The organism is Streptomyces sp. NPDC026062 (assembly GCF_055568375.1).
Genome location: NZ_JBVHOQ010000038.1, coordinates 57,900 through 73,398, shown reverse-complemented (window position 1 = coordinate 73,398; position 15,499 = coordinate 57,900). Strand labels below are relative to the sequence as shown.

At 70.0% G+C, this 15,499-nt stretch carries 11 protein-coding genes; 5 read left to right on the top strand and 6 right to left on the bottom strand.

Annotated elements, in window-relative coordinates; translation table 11 throughout:
• Positions 1–113 precede the first annotated feature (113 nt).
• Together ACZ4LX_RS29110 and ACZ4LX_RS29105 are read left to right on the top strand one after the other, a co-directional pair.
• Positions 114–2,537, top strand: coding sequence for an excinuclease ABC subunit UvrA (locus ACZ4LX_RS29110; RefSeq protein WP_467649826.1), 2,424 nt, complete (start codon positions 114–116; stop codon positions 2,535–2,537).
• A 234-nt stretch (positions 2,538–2,771) separates the two neighbouring features.
• The gene (locus ACZ4LX_RS29105) at positions 2,772–4,538 is read left to right on the top strand and encodes a glycosyl hydrolase family 18 protein (RefSeq protein ID WP_467649827.1); all 1,767 of its coding nucleotides are present in this window, start codon (positions 2,772–2,774) and stop codon (positions 4,536–4,538) included.
• 72 nt (positions 4,539–4,610) lie between these two features.
• Here the strand turns inward: ACZ4LX_RS29105 and ACZ4LX_RS29100 are convergent, their stop codons facing one another.
• The 3 genes from ACZ4LX_RS29100 to ACZ4LX_RS29090 are packed head-to-tail and all read right to left on the bottom strand — an operon-like array spanning position 4,611 to position 8,012.
• Entirely contained in the window at positions 4,611–5,357 is a 747-nt protein-coding gene (locus ACZ4LX_RS29100; protein ID WP_467649828.1) for a succinate dehydrogenase/fumarate reductase iron-sulfur subunit, read from the bottom strand.
• Complete coding sequence (locus ACZ4LX_RS29095) at positions 5,354–7,303, bottom strand: fumarate reductase/succinate dehydrogenase flavoprotein subunit (protein ID WP_467649829.1); 1,950 nt, start codon at positions 7,301–7,303, stop codon at positions 5,354–5,356. The genes ACZ4LX_RS29100 and ACZ4LX_RS29095 overlap by 4 nt, the downstream gene beginning before the upstream one ends.
• 1 nt (position 7,304) lies before the next feature.
• Positions 7,305–8,012 (bottom strand): succinate dehydrogenase, encoded by a 708-nt coding sequence (locus ACZ4LX_RS29090; RefSeq protein ID WP_467649830.1) that lies wholly within the window; start codon positions 8,010–8,012, stop codon positions 7,305–7,307.
• Between the two features lie 95 nt (positions 8,013–8,107).
• Here ACZ4LX_RS29090 and ACZ4LX_RS29085 point away from each other — a divergent pair, with 95 nt between their 5' ends.
• Positions 8,108–9,034: a LysR family transcriptional regulator gene (locus tag ACZ4LX_RS29085; RefSeq protein ID WP_467649831.1), complete on the top strand. Its 927-nt coding sequence runs from the start codon at positions 8,108–8,110 to the stop codon at positions 9,032–9,034.
• 14 nt (positions 9,035–9,048) lie between these two features.
• Here the strand turns inward: ACZ4LX_RS29085 and ACZ4LX_RS29080 are convergent, their stop codons facing one another.
• From ACZ4LX_RS29080 to ACZ4LX_RS29070, 3 genes are all read right to left on the bottom strand, one after another.
• Complete coding sequence (locus tag ACZ4LX_RS29080; protein WP_467649832.1) at positions 9,049–11,223, bottom strand: putative bifunctional diguanylate cyclase/phosphodiesterase; 2,175 nt, start codon at positions 11,221–11,223, stop codon at positions 9,049–9,051.
• The gene (locus ACZ4LX_RS29075) at positions 11,220–12,038 is read right to left on the bottom strand and encodes an SAM-dependent methyltransferase (protein ID WP_467649833.1); all 819 of its coding nucleotides are present in this window, start codon (positions 12,036–12,038) and stop codon (positions 11,220–11,222) included. The genes ACZ4LX_RS29080 and ACZ4LX_RS29075 overlap by 4 nt, the downstream gene beginning before the upstream one ends.
• A 276-nt stretch (positions 12,039–12,314) precedes the next feature.
• Positions 12,315–13,202, bottom strand: a complete 888-nt coding sequence (locus tag ACZ4LX_RS29070; protein WP_467649834.1) for an SCO0930 family lipoprotein — start codon at positions 13,200–13,202, stop codon at positions 12,315–12,317.
• Positions 13,203–13,985: 783 nt separating this feature from the next.
• Between ACZ4LX_RS29070 and ACZ4LX_RS29065 the strand changes: the two genes are divergently transcribed.
• Positions 13,986–14,753, top strand: a complete 768-nt coding sequence (locus ACZ4LX_RS29065; RefSeq protein WP_467649835.1) for a bestrophin-like domain — start codon at positions 13,986–13,988, stop codon at positions 14,751–14,753.
• A 173-nt stretch (positions 14,754–14,926) separates the two neighbouring features.
• On the top strand, positions 14,927–15,490 hold the full coding sequence (locus tag ACZ4LX_RS29060) for a hypothetical protein (RefSeq protein ID WP_467649836.1): 564 nt from the start codon (positions 14,927–14,929) through the stop codon (positions 15,488–15,490).
• Positions 15,491–15,499: the final 9 nt, after the last annotated feature.

The window sequence follows — 15,499 nt, the reverse complement described above, 5'->3', positions numbered from 1 at the left end:
GTCCGGCCCTCCCCGCCCGTCCGCCGAAGCCATGAATCAAACTGTCTGTCCCGGTCGAACCCCGGCCCCGCCCCGCCCCACGCCCGCCCCGAACCGTACGGAGCCCCGCACCCATGGCCACCCCCCACGATCCGTACGTCCGGGTCCGCGGCGCGAACGAGCACAATCTGCGGGACGTCGGAGTCGACATCCCGCGCGACACCCTCACCGTCTTCACGGGTGTCTCCGGGTCCGGCAAGTCCTCACTCGCCTTCGGGACGATCTACGCCGAGGCCCAACGCCGCTACTTCGAATCCGTCGCCCCCTACGCCAGGCGGCTCATCCACCAGGTGGGTGCACCGAAGGTCGGTGAGATCACCGGACTGCCGCCCGCAGTCTCGCTGGAGCAGCGCCGCTCCGCGCCCGGCGCCCGTTCCTCCGTCGGTACGGTGACCACGCTGTCCAATTCCCTGCGGATGCTGTTCTCCCGGGCCGGCGCGTACCCGGAGGGGGCCGGGCGGCTGGACTCGGACGCGTTCTCGCCGAACACCGCCGCCGGGGCCTGCCCCCGGTGCCACGGTCTCGGCCGGATCCATCACACCACCGAGGATCTCCTGGTCCCCCACCCCGGGCTGTCGATCAGGGCCGGCGCGATCGCCGCCTGGCCCGGGGCATGGCAGGGAAAGAACCTGCGCGACGTGCTGGACGCGCTCGGGTACGACATCGACCGGCCGTGGCGCGAACTGGACCCGGCCGACCGGGAGTGGATCCTCTTCACCGACGAGCAGCCGGTGGTGACCGTCCACCCGGTGCGCGACGCGGGACGGATCCAACGCCCTTACCAGGGTACGTACATGAGCGCGCGACGCTATGTGATGCACACGTTCGCCGACTCCCGGAGCCGTACGCTGCGCGCGAAGGCCGAGCGCTTTCTGACGAGTGCGCCCTGCCCGGTCTGCGGCGGCGCCCGGCTGCGGCCGGAGGCCCTGGCGGTGACTTTCGCGGGCCGGACGATCGCGGAGCTGGCGGGCCTCGCACTCACCGACCTCGCCGAGGTGCTGTCGGCGGCGGGCGGTGACGACACGGCCCGGCTGCTGACAGGGGATCTGCTGGCCCGGATCGAGACCGTCACCGAACTGGGTCTCGGCTATCTCAGCCTGGACCGTACGGCCCCGACACTCTCCTCGGGCGAGCTCCAGCGGCTGCGGCTGGCCACCCAGTTGCGGTCGGGGCTCTTCGGCGTCGTCTATGTCCTGGACGAGCCGTCGGCCGGGCTGCACCCGGCGGACACGGAGTCGCTGCTGGCCGTGCTCGGCCGCCTCAAGGAGGCCGGGAACACCGTCTTCGTCGTCGAGCACCAGATGGACGTCGTGCGGCAGGCGGACTGGCTGGTCGATGTCGGGCCGCTGGCCGGTGAGCACGGGGGCAGGGTGCTGCACAGCGGTCCGCCCGCCGGACTCGCCGACGTCGCGGAGTCGGCGACGCGGCGCTTCCTCTTCGACGAGACACCCTCCCCCGCACGCGAGGTGCGCACGCCCTCGGGGTGGCTGCGGCTGTACGGGGTGGACCGGCACAACGTGCGTGATGTGGACGCCGCTTTCCCCCTCGGGGTGTTCACGGCCGTCACCGGGGTGTCGGGCTCGGGGAAGTCGACGCTGGTGGGTCAGGTGCTGGCGGGTGTGCTGGCCGACCGGCGGACCACGGACGCCTCGGAGCCGCAGGGGGAGCGGCCCGCGCCCGGCTGCGCCTCGGCGGAGGGGCTGGAGGCGGTGGACCGGCTGGTCCAGGTCGATCAGCGGCCCATCGGCCGTACGCCAAGGTCCAACCTGGCCACGTACACCGGGCTCTTCGACGTCGTACGCAAGCTGTTCGCCGCCACCGGGACGGCGCGCGAGCGGGGCTACCAGGCGGGCAGGTTCTCCTTCAATGTGGCGGGCGGGCGGTGCGAGACCTGCCAGGGCGAGGGATTCGTCTCGGTGGAGCTGCTCTTCCTGCCCAGTACGTACGCGCCCTGCCCGGACTGCCACGGCGCGCGGTACAACCCGCAGACGCTCGACGTCACACTGCGGGGGCTGAACATCGCTCAGGTGCTGGATCTGACGGTGGAGTCGGCGGCCGGCTTCTTCGCGGACACTCCGGCCGCCGGGCGCAGCCTGCGGACTCTGCTCGATGTGGGGCTCGGCTATCTGCGGCTCGGACAGCCGGCGACGGAGCTGTCCGGCGGCGAAGCGCAGCGGATCAAGCTGGCGGCGGAACTGCAGCGCGCCCGCCGGGGGCACACCTTGTATCTGCTCGACGAGCCGACGACGGGGCTGCATCCGGCCGATGTCGAGGTGCTGATGCGGCAGTTGCACGGGCTGGTCGACGCGGGCAGCACCGTGGTGGTCGTGGAGCACGACATGGCCGTGGTGGCGGGCGCCGACTGGGTGATCGACCTGGGGCCGGGCGGTGGCGACCGGGGCGGCCGGATCGTGGCGGCGGGACCGCCGGCCTACGTGGCCCACGCCCAGGAGAGCCGGACGGCCCCGTACCTGCGACCGGCTCTTCACTTCGACTGACGGCAACTCCCCGATATGCCTTGCGAGTTGTGCGCTCGGGCAAGCATGGGGAATGAAACAGTAAAGAACGTTGACAGTTAGCTGGTCCAGACCAATCATGGGCATGCCTCACGGTCGTTCCTCACCGTGCGGCACGTGACCCCGGCCGGGAATCACAGGAACGGGCCGCGCCCCACACCGGGCGCGGCAGAGCCGTGCGACCCCCCGTTGTCCCACCCCGCTGGGAGCTGCCCCATGAGACGTCCAAGAAAAGTCGGCGCCGTCCTCGGTGCCTTGGCCACCCTCGTCGCGTCCGCAGGCCTGGTCCTCGGATCCGGCGCCGGCGCACAGGCCGCCGCGACCGCCGCCACTCCCCTGCCCGCGCACGTCTTCGCCCCGTACTTCGAGGCGTGGAACGGCGACAGTCCGGCCGCGCTCTCCCAGGCGTCCGGCGCCAAGTACCTGACCATGGCCTTCATCCAGACGGAGGCCCGAGGCTCCTGCACCCCGTACTGGAACGGTGATTCCGGCACACCCATCGCGCAGTCCGAGTTCGGAGCCGATTTCACCACCATCCGTTCGCGCGGCGGTGATGTGATCCCGTCGTTCGGCGGCTACTCCGCCGACAACGGCGGCACCGAGATCGCCGACAGCTGTACCAGTGTCGACTCCATCGCGGCGGCCTACGAGAAGGTCATCACGACCTACGACGTCTCCCGCCTGGACATGGACATCGAGGACAACTCGCTGGAGAACAGCGCCGGGATCGACCGCCGCAACAAGGCGATCAAGAAGGTCCAGGACTGGGCGGCCGCCAACGGCCGCTCGGTGCAGATCTCCTACACCCTGCCCACCACCACGGGCGGTCTGGCCGACAGCGGGCTCGCGGTGCTGGAGAACGCGGTGTCCAACGGCGCCAAGGTCGATGTCGTGAACCTCATGACCTTCGACTACTACGACGGCGCCTCGCACAACATGGCGCAGGACACCCAGACCGCGATCACCGGGCTCAAGGGCCAACTGGCCGACCTGTACCCGTCGAAGACCGACGCCCAGCTGTGGGGCATGACCGGCATCATCGAGATGCCGGGCATCGACGACTACGGCCCGGCCGAGACGTTCACCACGGCCGACGCCACCCAGGTCTACAACTGGGCCGTCTCCAAGGGCGTCAGCACCCTGTCGTTCTGGGCGCTCCAGCGCGACAACGGCGGCTGCCCCGGCACGGGCGGGAGCGACACCTGCTCCGGCATCGCGCAGGACACCTGGTACTTCAGCCACACGTTCGCCCCGTTCACGAGCGGCGGCACCGGTCCGGTGACGGACGACTATTCGGTGGCCGTCACCCCCGCATCGGCGACGGTCTCTCCGGGCGGTTCCGCCACGGCCACGGTGAAGACGGCGGTCACCTCCGGCAGTGCCAAGACGGTCGCGCTGACGACGAGCGGGGCACCGGCCGGCGTGACGGCGGCGCTCAGCCCGGCGTCGGTCACGGCGGGAGGCACTTCCACGCTGACCGTGTACGTGTCGGCCTCGGTGGCGCCCGGCACGTACACGATCACCGTGACCGGTGCGGCGGGGACGGTCAGCCACACGGCGGCCCTCACCCTGACGGTGCCGGGCCCCGGCGGTGGCACGGGTGCGCTGGTGAACGGGGACTTCGAGACCGGCTCGCTCGGTCCCTGGACCTGTGAGTCCGGCGGCTCGGTCGTCTCCGCCCCGGTCCACGGCGGTACGCACGCCCTCGCGGCGGCGGCCACCGCGTCGCAGACCGGCGAGTGCGCCCAGACGCTCACCCTGTCCCCCAACACCAAGTACACGTTCCAGGGATGGGTGCAGGGCAGCTACGGCTACCTCGGCGTCCGGGGCGGCGCGTCGGCGAGCACCTGGGGTTCGTCGAGCGGCTACGCCAAGCAGTCGGTGGCCTTCACCACCGGCGCGAGCGGCACGGTGACCGTCTATCTGCACGGCTGGTACGGACAGGGCACGGTCTACGGGGACGACCTCTCCGTGACCTCCTGACCTGCCGGGACACGCAGGACTTCCCGGTCCCGGAGGCGGGCGGCCTCCGGGGCCGGGAACCGGTCCGTGTGCTCAGCGGTGGACCTTGCGGGTCGCCCGCAGCCATTCCTTGTTCATGGCGGAGATCGACGGCAGCGGGATCCCCTTCGGGCAGGCCGTGGCGCACTCACCGGTGAGCGTGCAGCCGCCGAAGCCCTCGCTGTCCATCTGCTCCACCATGTCCAGGACCCGGGTCTCACGCTCCGGGGCGCCCTGCGGCAGCACGTTCAGATGGTTGACCTTGGCCGAGGTGAACAGCATCGCCGAGCCGTTGGGGCAGGCCGCGACACAGGCGCCGCAGCCGATGCACTCGGCGTGCTCGAAGGCGAAGTCGGCGTCCGGCTTGGGCACGGGCGTCGCGTGCGCGTCCGGTGCCGTACCGGTCGGTGCGGAGATGTAGCCGCCGGCCTGGATGATCCGGTCGAAGGCGGAACGGTCCACGACCAGGTCCTTGACGACCGGGAAGGCCGAGGCGCGCCAAGGCTCGATGTCGATCGTGTCGCCGTCCTCGAAGGACCGCATGTGGAGCTGGCAGGTGGTGGTGCGCTCCGGTCCGTGGGCGTCGCCGTTGATGACGAGGCTGCACGCGCCGCAGATGCCTTCCCGGCAGTCGTGGTCGAAGGCGACGGGGTCGTCACCGGCGAGGATGAGCTCCTCGTTGAGGGTGTCGAGCATCTCCAGGAACGACATGTCCTGCGAGATGCCGTCCACGTCGTAGGTGGACATGGCGCCGGGGGCGTCGGCGTTCTTCTGGCGCCAGACGCGCAGGGTGAGCTTCATGCGTAGCTCCGCTGAGTGGGGTGGACGTACTCGAAGACGAGGTCTTCCTTGTGCAGGACGGGGGCTTCGCCGGTGGCACTGAACTCCCACGCCGCCGCGTACGAGAACTCCTCGTCCCTGCGGGCGGCTTCGCCGTCCGCGGTCTGCGACTCCTCGCGGAAGTGTCCTCCGCAGGACTCCGCGCGGTGCAGGGCGTCGAGGCACATGAGCTCGGCGAGCTCCAGGTAGTCGACGATGCGATTGGCCTTCTCCAGCGACTGGTTGAACTCCTCGCCGGTACCCGGCACCTTGATGCGGCGCCAGAACTCCTCGCGGATCTCCGGGATCCGGCCGAGCGCCTTGCGCAGCCCCTCCTCGGTGCGGGCCATTCCGCAGTACTCCCACATGAGTTCACCGATCTCGCGGTGGAAGGAGTCGGGGGTGCGGTCGCCGTCGACGGCCAGCAGCAGGTTGAGCCGGTCCTCGGTCTCGGCGACGGCCTCCTCCACTGCGGGGTGGGAGGCGTCGACCTCGTCCTGGTGGGGGTTGCGGGCGAGGTAGTCGTTGATGGTCGACGGCAGGACGAAGTAGCCGTCGGCGAGCCCCTGCATCAGCGCCGAGGCACCGAGACGGTTGGCCCCGTGGTCGGAGAAGTTGGCCTCGCCGATCGCGAACAGGCCCGGGACCGTGGTCTGGAGGTCGTAGTCGACCCAGAGTCCGCCCATCGTGTAGTGGACGGCCGGATAGATGCGCATCGGGGTCTCGTACGGATTCTCCGCGGTGATCTGCGCGTACATGTCGAAGAGGTTGCCGTACTTCTCCTCGACCTTGGCGCGTCCCATCCGCTGGATCGCCTCGGCGAAGTCGAGGTAGACGCCCTGGCCGCCCGGTCCGACACCACGGCCCTCGTCGCAGACGTTCTTCGCGGCGCGGGAGGCGATGTCGCGGGGCACCAGGTTGCCGAAGGCGGGGTAGATCCGCTCCAGGTAGTAGTCGCGCTCGTCCTCGGGGATCTCGTTCGCGGGACGGTCGTCGCCCTTGGCCTTCGGCACCCAGATGCGGCCGTCGTTGCGCAGCGATTCGCTCATCAGCGTCAGCTTCGACTGGTGGTCGCCGGTGCGCGGGATGCAGGTGGGGTGGATCTGGGTGAAGCAGGGGTTGGCGAAGTACGCGCCGCGCCGGTGCGCCCGCCAGATGGCGGTGGCGTTGGAGTTCATGGCGTTGGTCGAGAGGTAGAAGACGTTTCCGTACCCGCCGCTCGCCAGCACCACGGCGTCGGCGAAATACGTCTCGGTCCTTCCGGTGACCAGGTCGCGGGCGACGATGCCACGGGCCTTGCCGTCGACGACGACCAGGTCGAGCATCTCGGTACGGGAGTGCAGCTCGACGTTGCCCGCCGCGATCTGCCGGGACAGTGCCTGGTAGGCGCCGAGCAGCAGTTGCTGGCCCGTCTGGCCGCGGGCGTAGAAGGTGCGGGAGACCTGGACACCGCCGAAGGAGCGGTTGTCGAGGAGGCCGCCGTACTCGCGGGCGAAGGGGACGCCCTGGGCGACACACTGGTCGATGATCTCGACGGAGATCTGCGCGAGCCGGTGGACGTTGGACTCGCGGGCCCGGAAGTCGCCTCCCTTCACGGTGTCGTAGAAGAGGCGGTGGACCGAGTCGCCGTCGTTGCGGTAGTTCTTCGCCGCGTTGATGCCGCCCTGGGCTGCGACCGAGTGGGCCCGGCGTGGCGAGTCCTGGAAGCAGAACTGGACGACGTGGTAGCCCTGTTCGGCGAGTGTGGCGCCGGCCGAGCCGCCGGCCAGGCCGGTGCCGACGACGATGACGGTGTGCTTGCGGCGGTTGGCCGGGTTGACCAGCTTGGCCTCGAAGCGCCGGGTGTCCCAGCGTTCGGCGACAGGGCCGGCGGGTGCCTTGGTGTCGGTGACCGGCGCGCCGGTCCCGTAGTCCGTGTAGTCGTTCATCTCAGCTCACCACTCCGGTCATGACGGCGACGGGTACGGAGACGAAGCCCACCGTCAGCACCAGCGCCAGGGCGTTGGCGATGGTCTTCAGCACGCGGTCGCGGGTCGCGCGGCCGGCGCCGAGGGTCTGTGCCGCGCTCCAGAACCCGTGCTGGACGTGCAGCCCCATGGCGAGCATGGCGACGATGTAGATGACGTTGCCGTACCAGGTGGAGAAGGTGTCGATCACGTTCTGGTACGGGTGCCCGGACTGGAATCCGCCCGAGTGCACGGTGCCGGTCGTCAGGTCCAGGATGTGCCAGACGATGAACAGCGCCATGATGATGCCGCCGTAGCGCATGGTGCGGGTGGCATAGCTCGCGCGCGCCTTCCTGTGGACGTACTTGCTGGGCCGGGCCCTCAGGTCGCGCCGACTGAGCTGGTACGCGGAGACGGCGTGCAGCACCACGGCGGCGACGAGCACGACGCGGACGATCCACAGGGCCCACTCGTGGTGCAGGAACGGCTCGCCCATCACCCGCAGCCAGTGCGCGTAGCCGTTGAACTCGTCGGACCCGAAGAAGATCTTCAGGTTGCCGACCATGTGGACGACCAAGTAGAGGAGCATGATCAGGCCGCTGACAGCCATGATCGTCTTCTTGCCGACGGAGGAGTCCCAGAGCGTGCGCGTCATGGACGGCCGTCGGTCCGTCCGTGTTGCCAATGCCATGGACACGACGCTAGGGCCGAAGGGCCCGATCAGTCCAAGACATGAAGCAGCTCATATCCATAGGCCGTGACTATCGATGGCGTTAGGGTGGGTGTATGCAGTTCCAGCAGCTCATGTATTTCGTGGCGGTCGCCGAGGCCCGGCACTTCACCCGCGCTGCGGAGGAGGTGCATGTCTCGCAGCCCTCGCTCTCCCAGCAGATCAGGGCCCTGGAGAACGAGCTGGGCGCCGAGCTGTTCAGCCGGGCCCGGGGGAACATCGCGCTGACGGACGCGGGCGAGGCACTGCTGCCGCTCGCCCGGCGCATCCTGGCCGACGCCGACACCGCGCGGCACGAGGTGCAGGAGCTGGCCCAGCTGCGCCGGGGCCGGGTCAGGCTGGGCGCGACACCGAGCCTGTGCACGGGTCTGCTGCCCGACGTACTGCGTGCCTTCCACGACCTGCACCCGGGGATCCAGCTGCTGCTGGAGGAGGGCGGTTCGCACGACCTGGTGCGGGAACTGGCGCGCGGCGCGCTCGATCTGGCCCTGGTGGTGCTGCCACTGCCCGCCGCCTCCCCGGCACTGACCACGGTCGAACTGCTCCAGGAGGATCTGGTGGTGGTCTCCTCGGCGGACGGCCCGCGCCCCGGCCGGGGCGGCCGTGTCCGGATCGCGGATCTTCAGGGCGCGCCGCTCGTGATGTTCCGGCACGGCTACGACCTGCGGGAACTCACGGTCGCCGCCTGCCGCGCCGAGGGCTTCGAACCGTCGTTCACGGTGGAGGGGGGCGAGATGGACGCCGTCCTCGGCTTCGTACGGGCCGGCCTGGGGGTCGCGGTGGTCCCCAGCATGGTGGCCACCAGGGCGGGCCACGACCTGCGGACGACACCGCTGGCGCGGCCGGGCCTGCGGCGCACGATCGCCCTGGCGCACCGCAGCGACGTGGCGCCGCCCAGGGCGGCGCGGGAGCTTCAGCGGGTGCTGCTGGCGAGCCGGGCGGAGAGCGGGCACACGGGGCGGCCGGACCCGTCCGTCGGCTGACGGGTCCGGCCGGCTCACACCGCGTCGGCCAACAGCAACGAGTGGATGCGGTCCGGGGCACCCGGGCGCGCGTAGTACCAGCCCTGGGCGGTGTCGCAGCCCAGCTGTCGCAGTTGTTCCGCCTGGGCCCCGGTCTCCACGCCCTCCACGGTCACGGCCAGGTCCAGGCTGTGCGCGAGCGAGACGATCCCCTCGACGATCTTCAGATCCACCGGATCGGCCGGATGGTGCTGCATTCCCTGAGTGAAGGAACGGTCCAGCTTCAGCACGCTCACCGGCAGCCGCCGCAGGTTCGCCAGGTTGGAGTACCCGGTGCCGAAGTCGTCGAGCGCTATGTCGACGCCCATCTCGGCCAGTTGCCGCAGCGGCTTCAGCAGGTCCTCGTCGGCTCCGATGAGTGCCGACTCGGTGACCTCCAGGCACAGCGCTCCCGCTTCGAGCCCCGAGCGCTCCAGGACATCGACGGTCTCCGCGACCAGCCGGGGGTGGTGCAGCTGGGCCGGCGAGAGGTTGACGTTGATCCGCAGCGGACCGCCGTCGGTGTGCCGCTCCTGCCAGAAGTTGGCCTGCCGCACCGACTCCTCCAGCACCCAGCGGCCCAGCGGCACGATCAGCCCGGTGTGCTCGGCCAGCGCGATGAACCGGTCGGGCCCCAGCACCCCGTGCTGCGGATGGCACCAGCGCACCAGCGCCTCGGCGCCGTGCACCGAGCCGTCGTCGAGGTGCACGAGCGGCTGGTACTCGATGAAGAACTCGCCGCGCTCCAGTGCGGCCGGCAGCGCCGTCGTCAGCCCGTGCCGGGTGATCGCGCGGGCGTCCGCCTCCGCGTCCGCGAGCTCGAAGCGGTTGCCGCCCGCGGACTTGGCCCGGTACATGGTGATGTCGGCACTGCGCAGCACCTCCGCCGCGCTGCGTTCGCCCGCCGGTCCCTCGACGACGCCGATGGAACCCCGGACGGTCAGCTCCCGCCCCTCGATGCGGATCGGGGTGGCGAGCGCACCGAGGATCCGGCAGGCCAGCTCGTCGACCTCCTCGGCGGTGTCGGGTCCGGTGGTCAGTGCCACGAACTCGTCGCCGCCGAGCCGCGCCACCATCTCGCCGGGCGCCGTCGCGCAGCTCTGGAGCCGGTCGGCGACCTCGACGAGCAGCCGGTCCCCCGATGCGTGCCCCAGACTGTCGTTGATCGCCTTGAAGCCGTCCAGATCCAGGTAGCAGAGGCCGAACCGGCTTCCGCTGCCCGCCGAGAGCGCTTTCTCGAGCCGCTCCAGGAAGAGAGTCCGGTTGGGCAGGCCGGTGAGCGCGTCGTGTGTGGCCTCGTACCGCAGCCGCAGGTTGAGCAGGCGCCGCTCGGTGGTGTCCTCCATCAGCGCCAGCTGGTACTCCGGGCGGCCCTCGGGGTCGCGCAGCAGCGACACCGTCAGATTGGTCCACAGAACGGTGCCGTCGTTGCGGTAGTACGGCTTCTCGACCCGGTAGTGCTCGCGCTCGCCGCGGACCAGCTCGTTGTAGTACTTCCAGACCTGCGGGGAGTCCTCCGGATGGACCCACTCGTTGAGGCGGTGGCTCAGGACGTGGTTCTCCAGACCGCCGAACATCCGGGTGAGGGTGTCGTTGATCTCCAGCAGGTGGCCGTCCAGGTCGGCGATCCCGATGCCGATGGCCGCGTCCTTGAAGACGGCCCTGAAGCGCGCCTCCGTCGCGTGCAGTGCCTGTTCGGCGTGGGAGCGGGCGGAGAGCGCCGACCGGGCGATCGCCTCCTGCTCGGCAAGGGTCCGCTCGCGCAGCGCCTGGGAGAAGCCCCCGGCGACCGCGTGCTGGATCCGTGCGCACCGGGAACGGCTGTCCTCGGTCGAGAGACCGACCGGTCCGTTGCTTCCGCAGTAGAGCACCAGGTACGAGTCGACGACGCCGAGCGTCGAGCTGAGCGCGTCGGGGTCCGTGCAGTGGGCCGCGACGAGAGCGGAACCCACCCCGCTCGCGGACGCCGGATCGAACGGGCGGGCGTGCAGCGTGTCGCTGAGAGAGCGGGCCAGGGGGAGCAGATGCTGCTCGAACTCCGGCCGGGTCATGGAGGTGGCCGTCGACGGAAAGATCGCCCGGCTCCAGATCGTGGCGAATCGCCGGAGTCTGTCCTCGGGACCGTCGGGCTCCGCGTCCGGGGCTCCGGACGACTGGGCGGGAATGCTCACGCCTTGCGTCCCACTCCGGCGAAACCCGCGAAGGCGTACGGGTCTTCGTTCTCCTGCGCGGCCGGCGACTCGGGGCGCCAGAGGGGCATCTGCACCAGGCCGGGATCGACCATCCCGTAACCGTCGAAGAACCGGGCGACCTCGTCGCGGGAACGCATGACCAGCGGGTTACGGATGTTCTTGTACACCCCCACAGCGGCGCCGGCCTCCTCCCTCGTCACCGGAACCCCCTCGTACGTGGCGTGGGTGACGACAAGCAGGCTTCCCGGGGCCAGCATGTCGCGCAGCGCGGCGACCGCTCCCTGCGGGTCATCGGCGTCCTCGATGAAGTGCAGTACGGCGACGAGCAGCAACGCCACCGGACGGTCGAAGTCGAGGAGCTTGGAGACCTCCGGGCTGTCCCGGATCTCCTCGGGCCGGCGCAGGTCGGCGGAGGCGATCACCGCACCGTCGTTGCCTTCGAGTACGGCCTGACTGTGTGCGACAGCGACCGGATCGTGGTCGACATAGGCAACTTTGGCCTGCGGATCGACCGCCTGAGCGACCTCGTGCACGTTTCCGAAGGTCGGTATACCGGAGCCGATGTCCAGGAACTGCGTGACGCCCTCGTCCAGTGCGAAGCGCACCGCCCGGCGCATAAACGCGCGGTTCGACTGCATGACCTTGGGAAGTCCCGGCATGAACTGCATGGCCTTGCGAGCCGCTTCCCGGTCCACCTCGAAATTGTGCGAGCCGCCCAGATAGAAGTCGTACATTCGGGACACGCTCGGCACCGAAATGTCAATGCCTTGCGGTGCCCAGGCGGGACGCTCCATCGATGTCTCCAACAGTCGCCTCGGTGATCCGGCCATGTTCATGGTCAGTATTGACCAGAGGCTACTGACCCTCCGCCAGGAGAGCGAGCGGAAACGGAAATTAGCGGTCCGTTATTGGTCACACCCGTGGCATGTGCAACCGTCCCGTCGCTGCCTGTGACATTCGGCGCCGGGGCCACACAGGAAGTTCATTTCCGAACTACTTCGCCGCCCCGACGAGTTCCGCCCGCGGGGACCGCGCACCACGACCCTCCGATGCCCTGGCGGCCGTTGGTGTCACCGGGGTCGGCGTCTCCGGAGAAGGTGTGGGAGGGGCCAGCAGCCGATGGGCTGTTGCTTGAACCCGTCGGGTCGGCCGCAGGTGACGAAACCCCGCGTCCTGACACCCTTCACATTTTTCTTCCCGACCGGTGCGACGACCGGCCACTTCGAGAGGCGGGCGCCGACACGGGCCGACTTCATCGGCCACGCGACATCCTTCCTGAACCGGTGGACCGTCATGCCGCGCTTGTCCACGACGATATCGCCGAGTTCCGGATCCTTGCGCACCGAGAGACCCACGAGTACGCCTGTCCGGGCGCCGGAAGGGCCGTCGGCGTTCACCGCCGCCTTCTGCCCGTCGGACGCCGAGGCGAACCAGGTTCCACCCACTCCTCGTCCCGCTGTGTCGCCGGGAGCGGCGCCCTTGGCGTTCCGGCACATCGACCCGCCGGCCAGTGCGAGTTGCCGGGAACCGTCGGCCCGGCCGGCCTTCCCGATCAGAGCGACATCGGTCCCGGCCGCGGCGGTGACATTGCCCGTGGCAAGCGGCGGCCAGGCTTTCGCACAGTCGCCATCGCAATTCGGCTCGGGCGGGCCGGCGGTGTCCTTGTCGAATCGGCAGAGCGTGAATCCCGCGTCGTCCGTGACGACTTTGCCGGGCTTCTCGCTGCCCCGCACCGCGAGCCGGCCGGCCTGCTTCGCCTCCGCGGACTCCGCCGCGCCGGAACCGTTTCCACTGACGCCGACAGGTCGGTGACCGTCCGCGGCCTCACCGGCCGGACTCGTGCGGCCCACGCTCTGCCCCGTCGGCGGCCCGGCGCCCTCGCCCCGGCCGCACGCCGTCGTCAACGCCAGCAGGGTCGGCGCGGCCCCCGCGAGTGAGGCATTCCGCCAGGTGCCCATGCCAACTCCCATGCCCCATACACCCGTTGCGACGCTGGTTCGCGCCATTCATGGGCGTAGGTACGGGAGCCGGGCCGCTTTTTGCTCAATGCGTACTCAGCTTCTTCCGGAGCCCCAAACACCGAGTGCTCCAGATCCCCTCCATCAGGGGAATCCGGCGAATGTCCCGCGTGCCCCACCACGGCCCGGACCATGCTCTGCCTCGTGTACGGATCACTCATAGGCAGACTCACCGCAGCCATCGCCCTCACCTGGCTGTTGACCGCCCCGGCGCCCGCGATCGCGGACAGCTGCGCGTATGCCTCGATCGGTGACGGCGAGGGCAGTTGGGCGGTGGCCGGCAGCGGTGACGGCCCCTGCCACACGGGGCCGGAACCCACTCCCACACCCACCCCGGAGCCGACCCCGAAGCACCCGCCGCCCCCACCACCGTCTCCCTCTCCACCACCGCCTCTCTCTCCGACGCCCCCACCGTCCTCCGCGCCATCCCCTCTGCCCGTGCCGGCACCCGCGCCGCCCGCGCCGCCCCCGGCTTCTCCTCCCCCGCGCCCGCCAACTCCGCCTGTACCGCCGCCTCCGTCGCCCACACCCACACCCACGCCGTCCCCGTCCGCGCGCCCGGCGTCCCCCGCCTCCGTGGCGCTCCCGTCGTACCGCAGACCGGCACGGAAGGCACCCGAACGCCACACCTCCCTGGTCACGCTCACGTTGATGATCACAGCCCCCGCAGTGTTCGCCGTCGCCGTCCTGCGGCCCCGTTCCCGATGACCTCAGGAGGCACGCATGTCGGAATGGCTTGTTCTCGCCCTCGCCATGGCCGCGGCCAGCGCCGTTGTGCTGACCATCGCCGTACTCAACAACCGCAGACTCCCCGAGGACGACGACCCGTCCGAAACCCCTGACGTCATCGAGTACATGACGATGATGATCGGGGTGGTCTACGCGATCGTGCTGGGCCTCGCCATCGCCGGTGTCTGGGAGGGCCGCGGTGCCGCCCAGGAGTACGTACGCCAGGAGGCCCAGGCACTGCACGAGGTCAGCGCGCGTTCGTCCGTCTACCCGGCCGAGGTCCGTACCCGGATCCGCGCCGATGTCGACGCCTACGTCAGCTACGTCGTGCACGACGAGTGGCGGACCATGACCAAGCACGGCACGCTCAGCGGCCGGGGCGCCGAACTCCTCGACCGGGTACGCGCCGACGTGACGGAGTACCAGCCGAGGACGGACCACGAAGGTCAGGCCTACCAGCCACTCGTCGACCAGGTCGCCGCAGCCGACGACGCCCGCAACGCCCGAGGACAGAGCGCCGGCGCCACGATGCCGGGGGTCGTCTGGTTCGGACTGATCACAGGGGCTCTGGTGACGGTGGGGCTGATCTTCACCCTGCAGATCCGCCGCACGTTCCGCGAACTCCTGCTGGCCGGGCTCTTCAGTGTGCTGATCGCCTTTCTCCTCTTCCTCATCTGGGACTTCGACTCACCGTTCGGCCGGGGCATCTCGGCGACCGCCGCTCCCTTTCTCGACCTGTTTCCCGGGGCTGCGGGCGGATAACACTCGCCCGGCCCCGGGCGGTGCGCCGCCCGAGGGATACCGGTGCCCCATTCGCCGGTCCCCGATCGCGGGCAAAATGCGCCACTTCTAGCGTGATCCGCATCGAGGTGCATTTCTGATGATTTGTGGAAATCCGTTCCACAGCTGCTCCTCGGGGACCCGGAGGATTCACCATGCGCGCAATACGTGTCGCACCCGTCGCTCTGCTCGGCGCCGCAGCACTCGCCCTGACCGCCCCGGCCGTGACCGCGTATGCCGCTACCACGGGCGGACCGTCCGAAAGCGGGACCGGATACACGGTCACACCGTCGGTGATCGCGCCGGGCGGCCAGGTCACCCTGGCGGCCAAAGGGTGCTCCACCGCGGCCACGGCATCCTCGGGGGTGTTCGACACCGTCACCATCCCCAAGGACGGCACCAGCAGGGCGACGGTCGACTGGGACGCCAAGCCGGGCGCGGTCTATGAGGTGACGTTCACCTGCAACACCTCGCCGAGTTCCACGGCCAAGGTGAACCTCACGATCAGCGCCGCCACGAGCACGCCCACCGCGAGCTCGACGAGTTCCGCGCTGCCCTCGGCCTCCACGGCCTCCCCGGCCGGCGTGCAGGGCGGCCTCGGCGGCAGCATCGACAGCATGAACTCCGGCGAGATCGTGGCCGGCACCGCGCTTGCCGTGGCCGCGGCGGCGGGCACCGTTTTCGTGGTGCGGCGACGCAAGGAGAACCGCTCGCACTGAACGGCGGCG

Bases quoted from the DNA above. Each gene is read 5' to 3' on its own strand.
- ACZ4LX_RS29110 (WP_467649826.1), top strand. From the start codon at position 114: ATGGCCACCCCCCACGATCCGTACGTCCGGGTCCGCGGCGCGAACGAG.
- ACZ4LX_RS29105 (WP_467649827.1), top strand. From the start codon at position 2,772: ATGAGACGTCCAAGAAAAGTCGGCGCCGTCCTCGGTGCCTTGGCCACC.
- ACZ4LX_RS29100 (WP_467649828.1), bottom strand. From the start codon at position 5,357: ATGAAGCTCACCCTGCGCGTCTGGCGCCAGAAGAACGCCGACGCCCCC.
- ACZ4LX_RS29095 (WP_467649829.1), bottom strand. From the start codon at position 7,303: ATGAACGACTACACGGACTACGGGACCGGCGCGCCGGTCACCGACACC.
- ACZ4LX_RS29090 (WP_467649830.1), bottom strand. From the start codon at position 8,012: ATGGCATTGGCAACACGGACGGACCGACGGCCGTCCATGACGCGCACG.
- ACZ4LX_RS29085 (WP_467649831.1), top strand. From the start codon at position 8,108: ATGCAGTTCCAGCAGCTCATGTATTTCGTGGCGGTCGCCGAGGCCCGG.
- ACZ4LX_RS29075 (WP_467649833.1), bottom strand. From the start codon at position 12,038: ATGGAGCGTCCCGCCTGGGCACCGCAAGGCATTGACATTTCGGTGCCG.
- ACZ4LX_RS29070 (WP_467649834.1), bottom strand. From the start codon at position 13,202: ATGGGCACCTGGCGGAATGCCTCACTCGCGGGGGCCGCGCCGACCCTG.
- ACZ4LX_RS29065 (WP_467649835.1), top strand. From the start codon at position 13,986: ATGTCGGAATGGCTTGTTCTCGCCCTCGCCATGGCCGCGGCCAGCGCC.
- ACZ4LX_RS29060 (WP_467649836.1), top strand. From the start codon at position 14,927: ATGCGCGCAATACGTGTCGCACCCGTCGCTCTGCTCGGCGCCGCAGCA.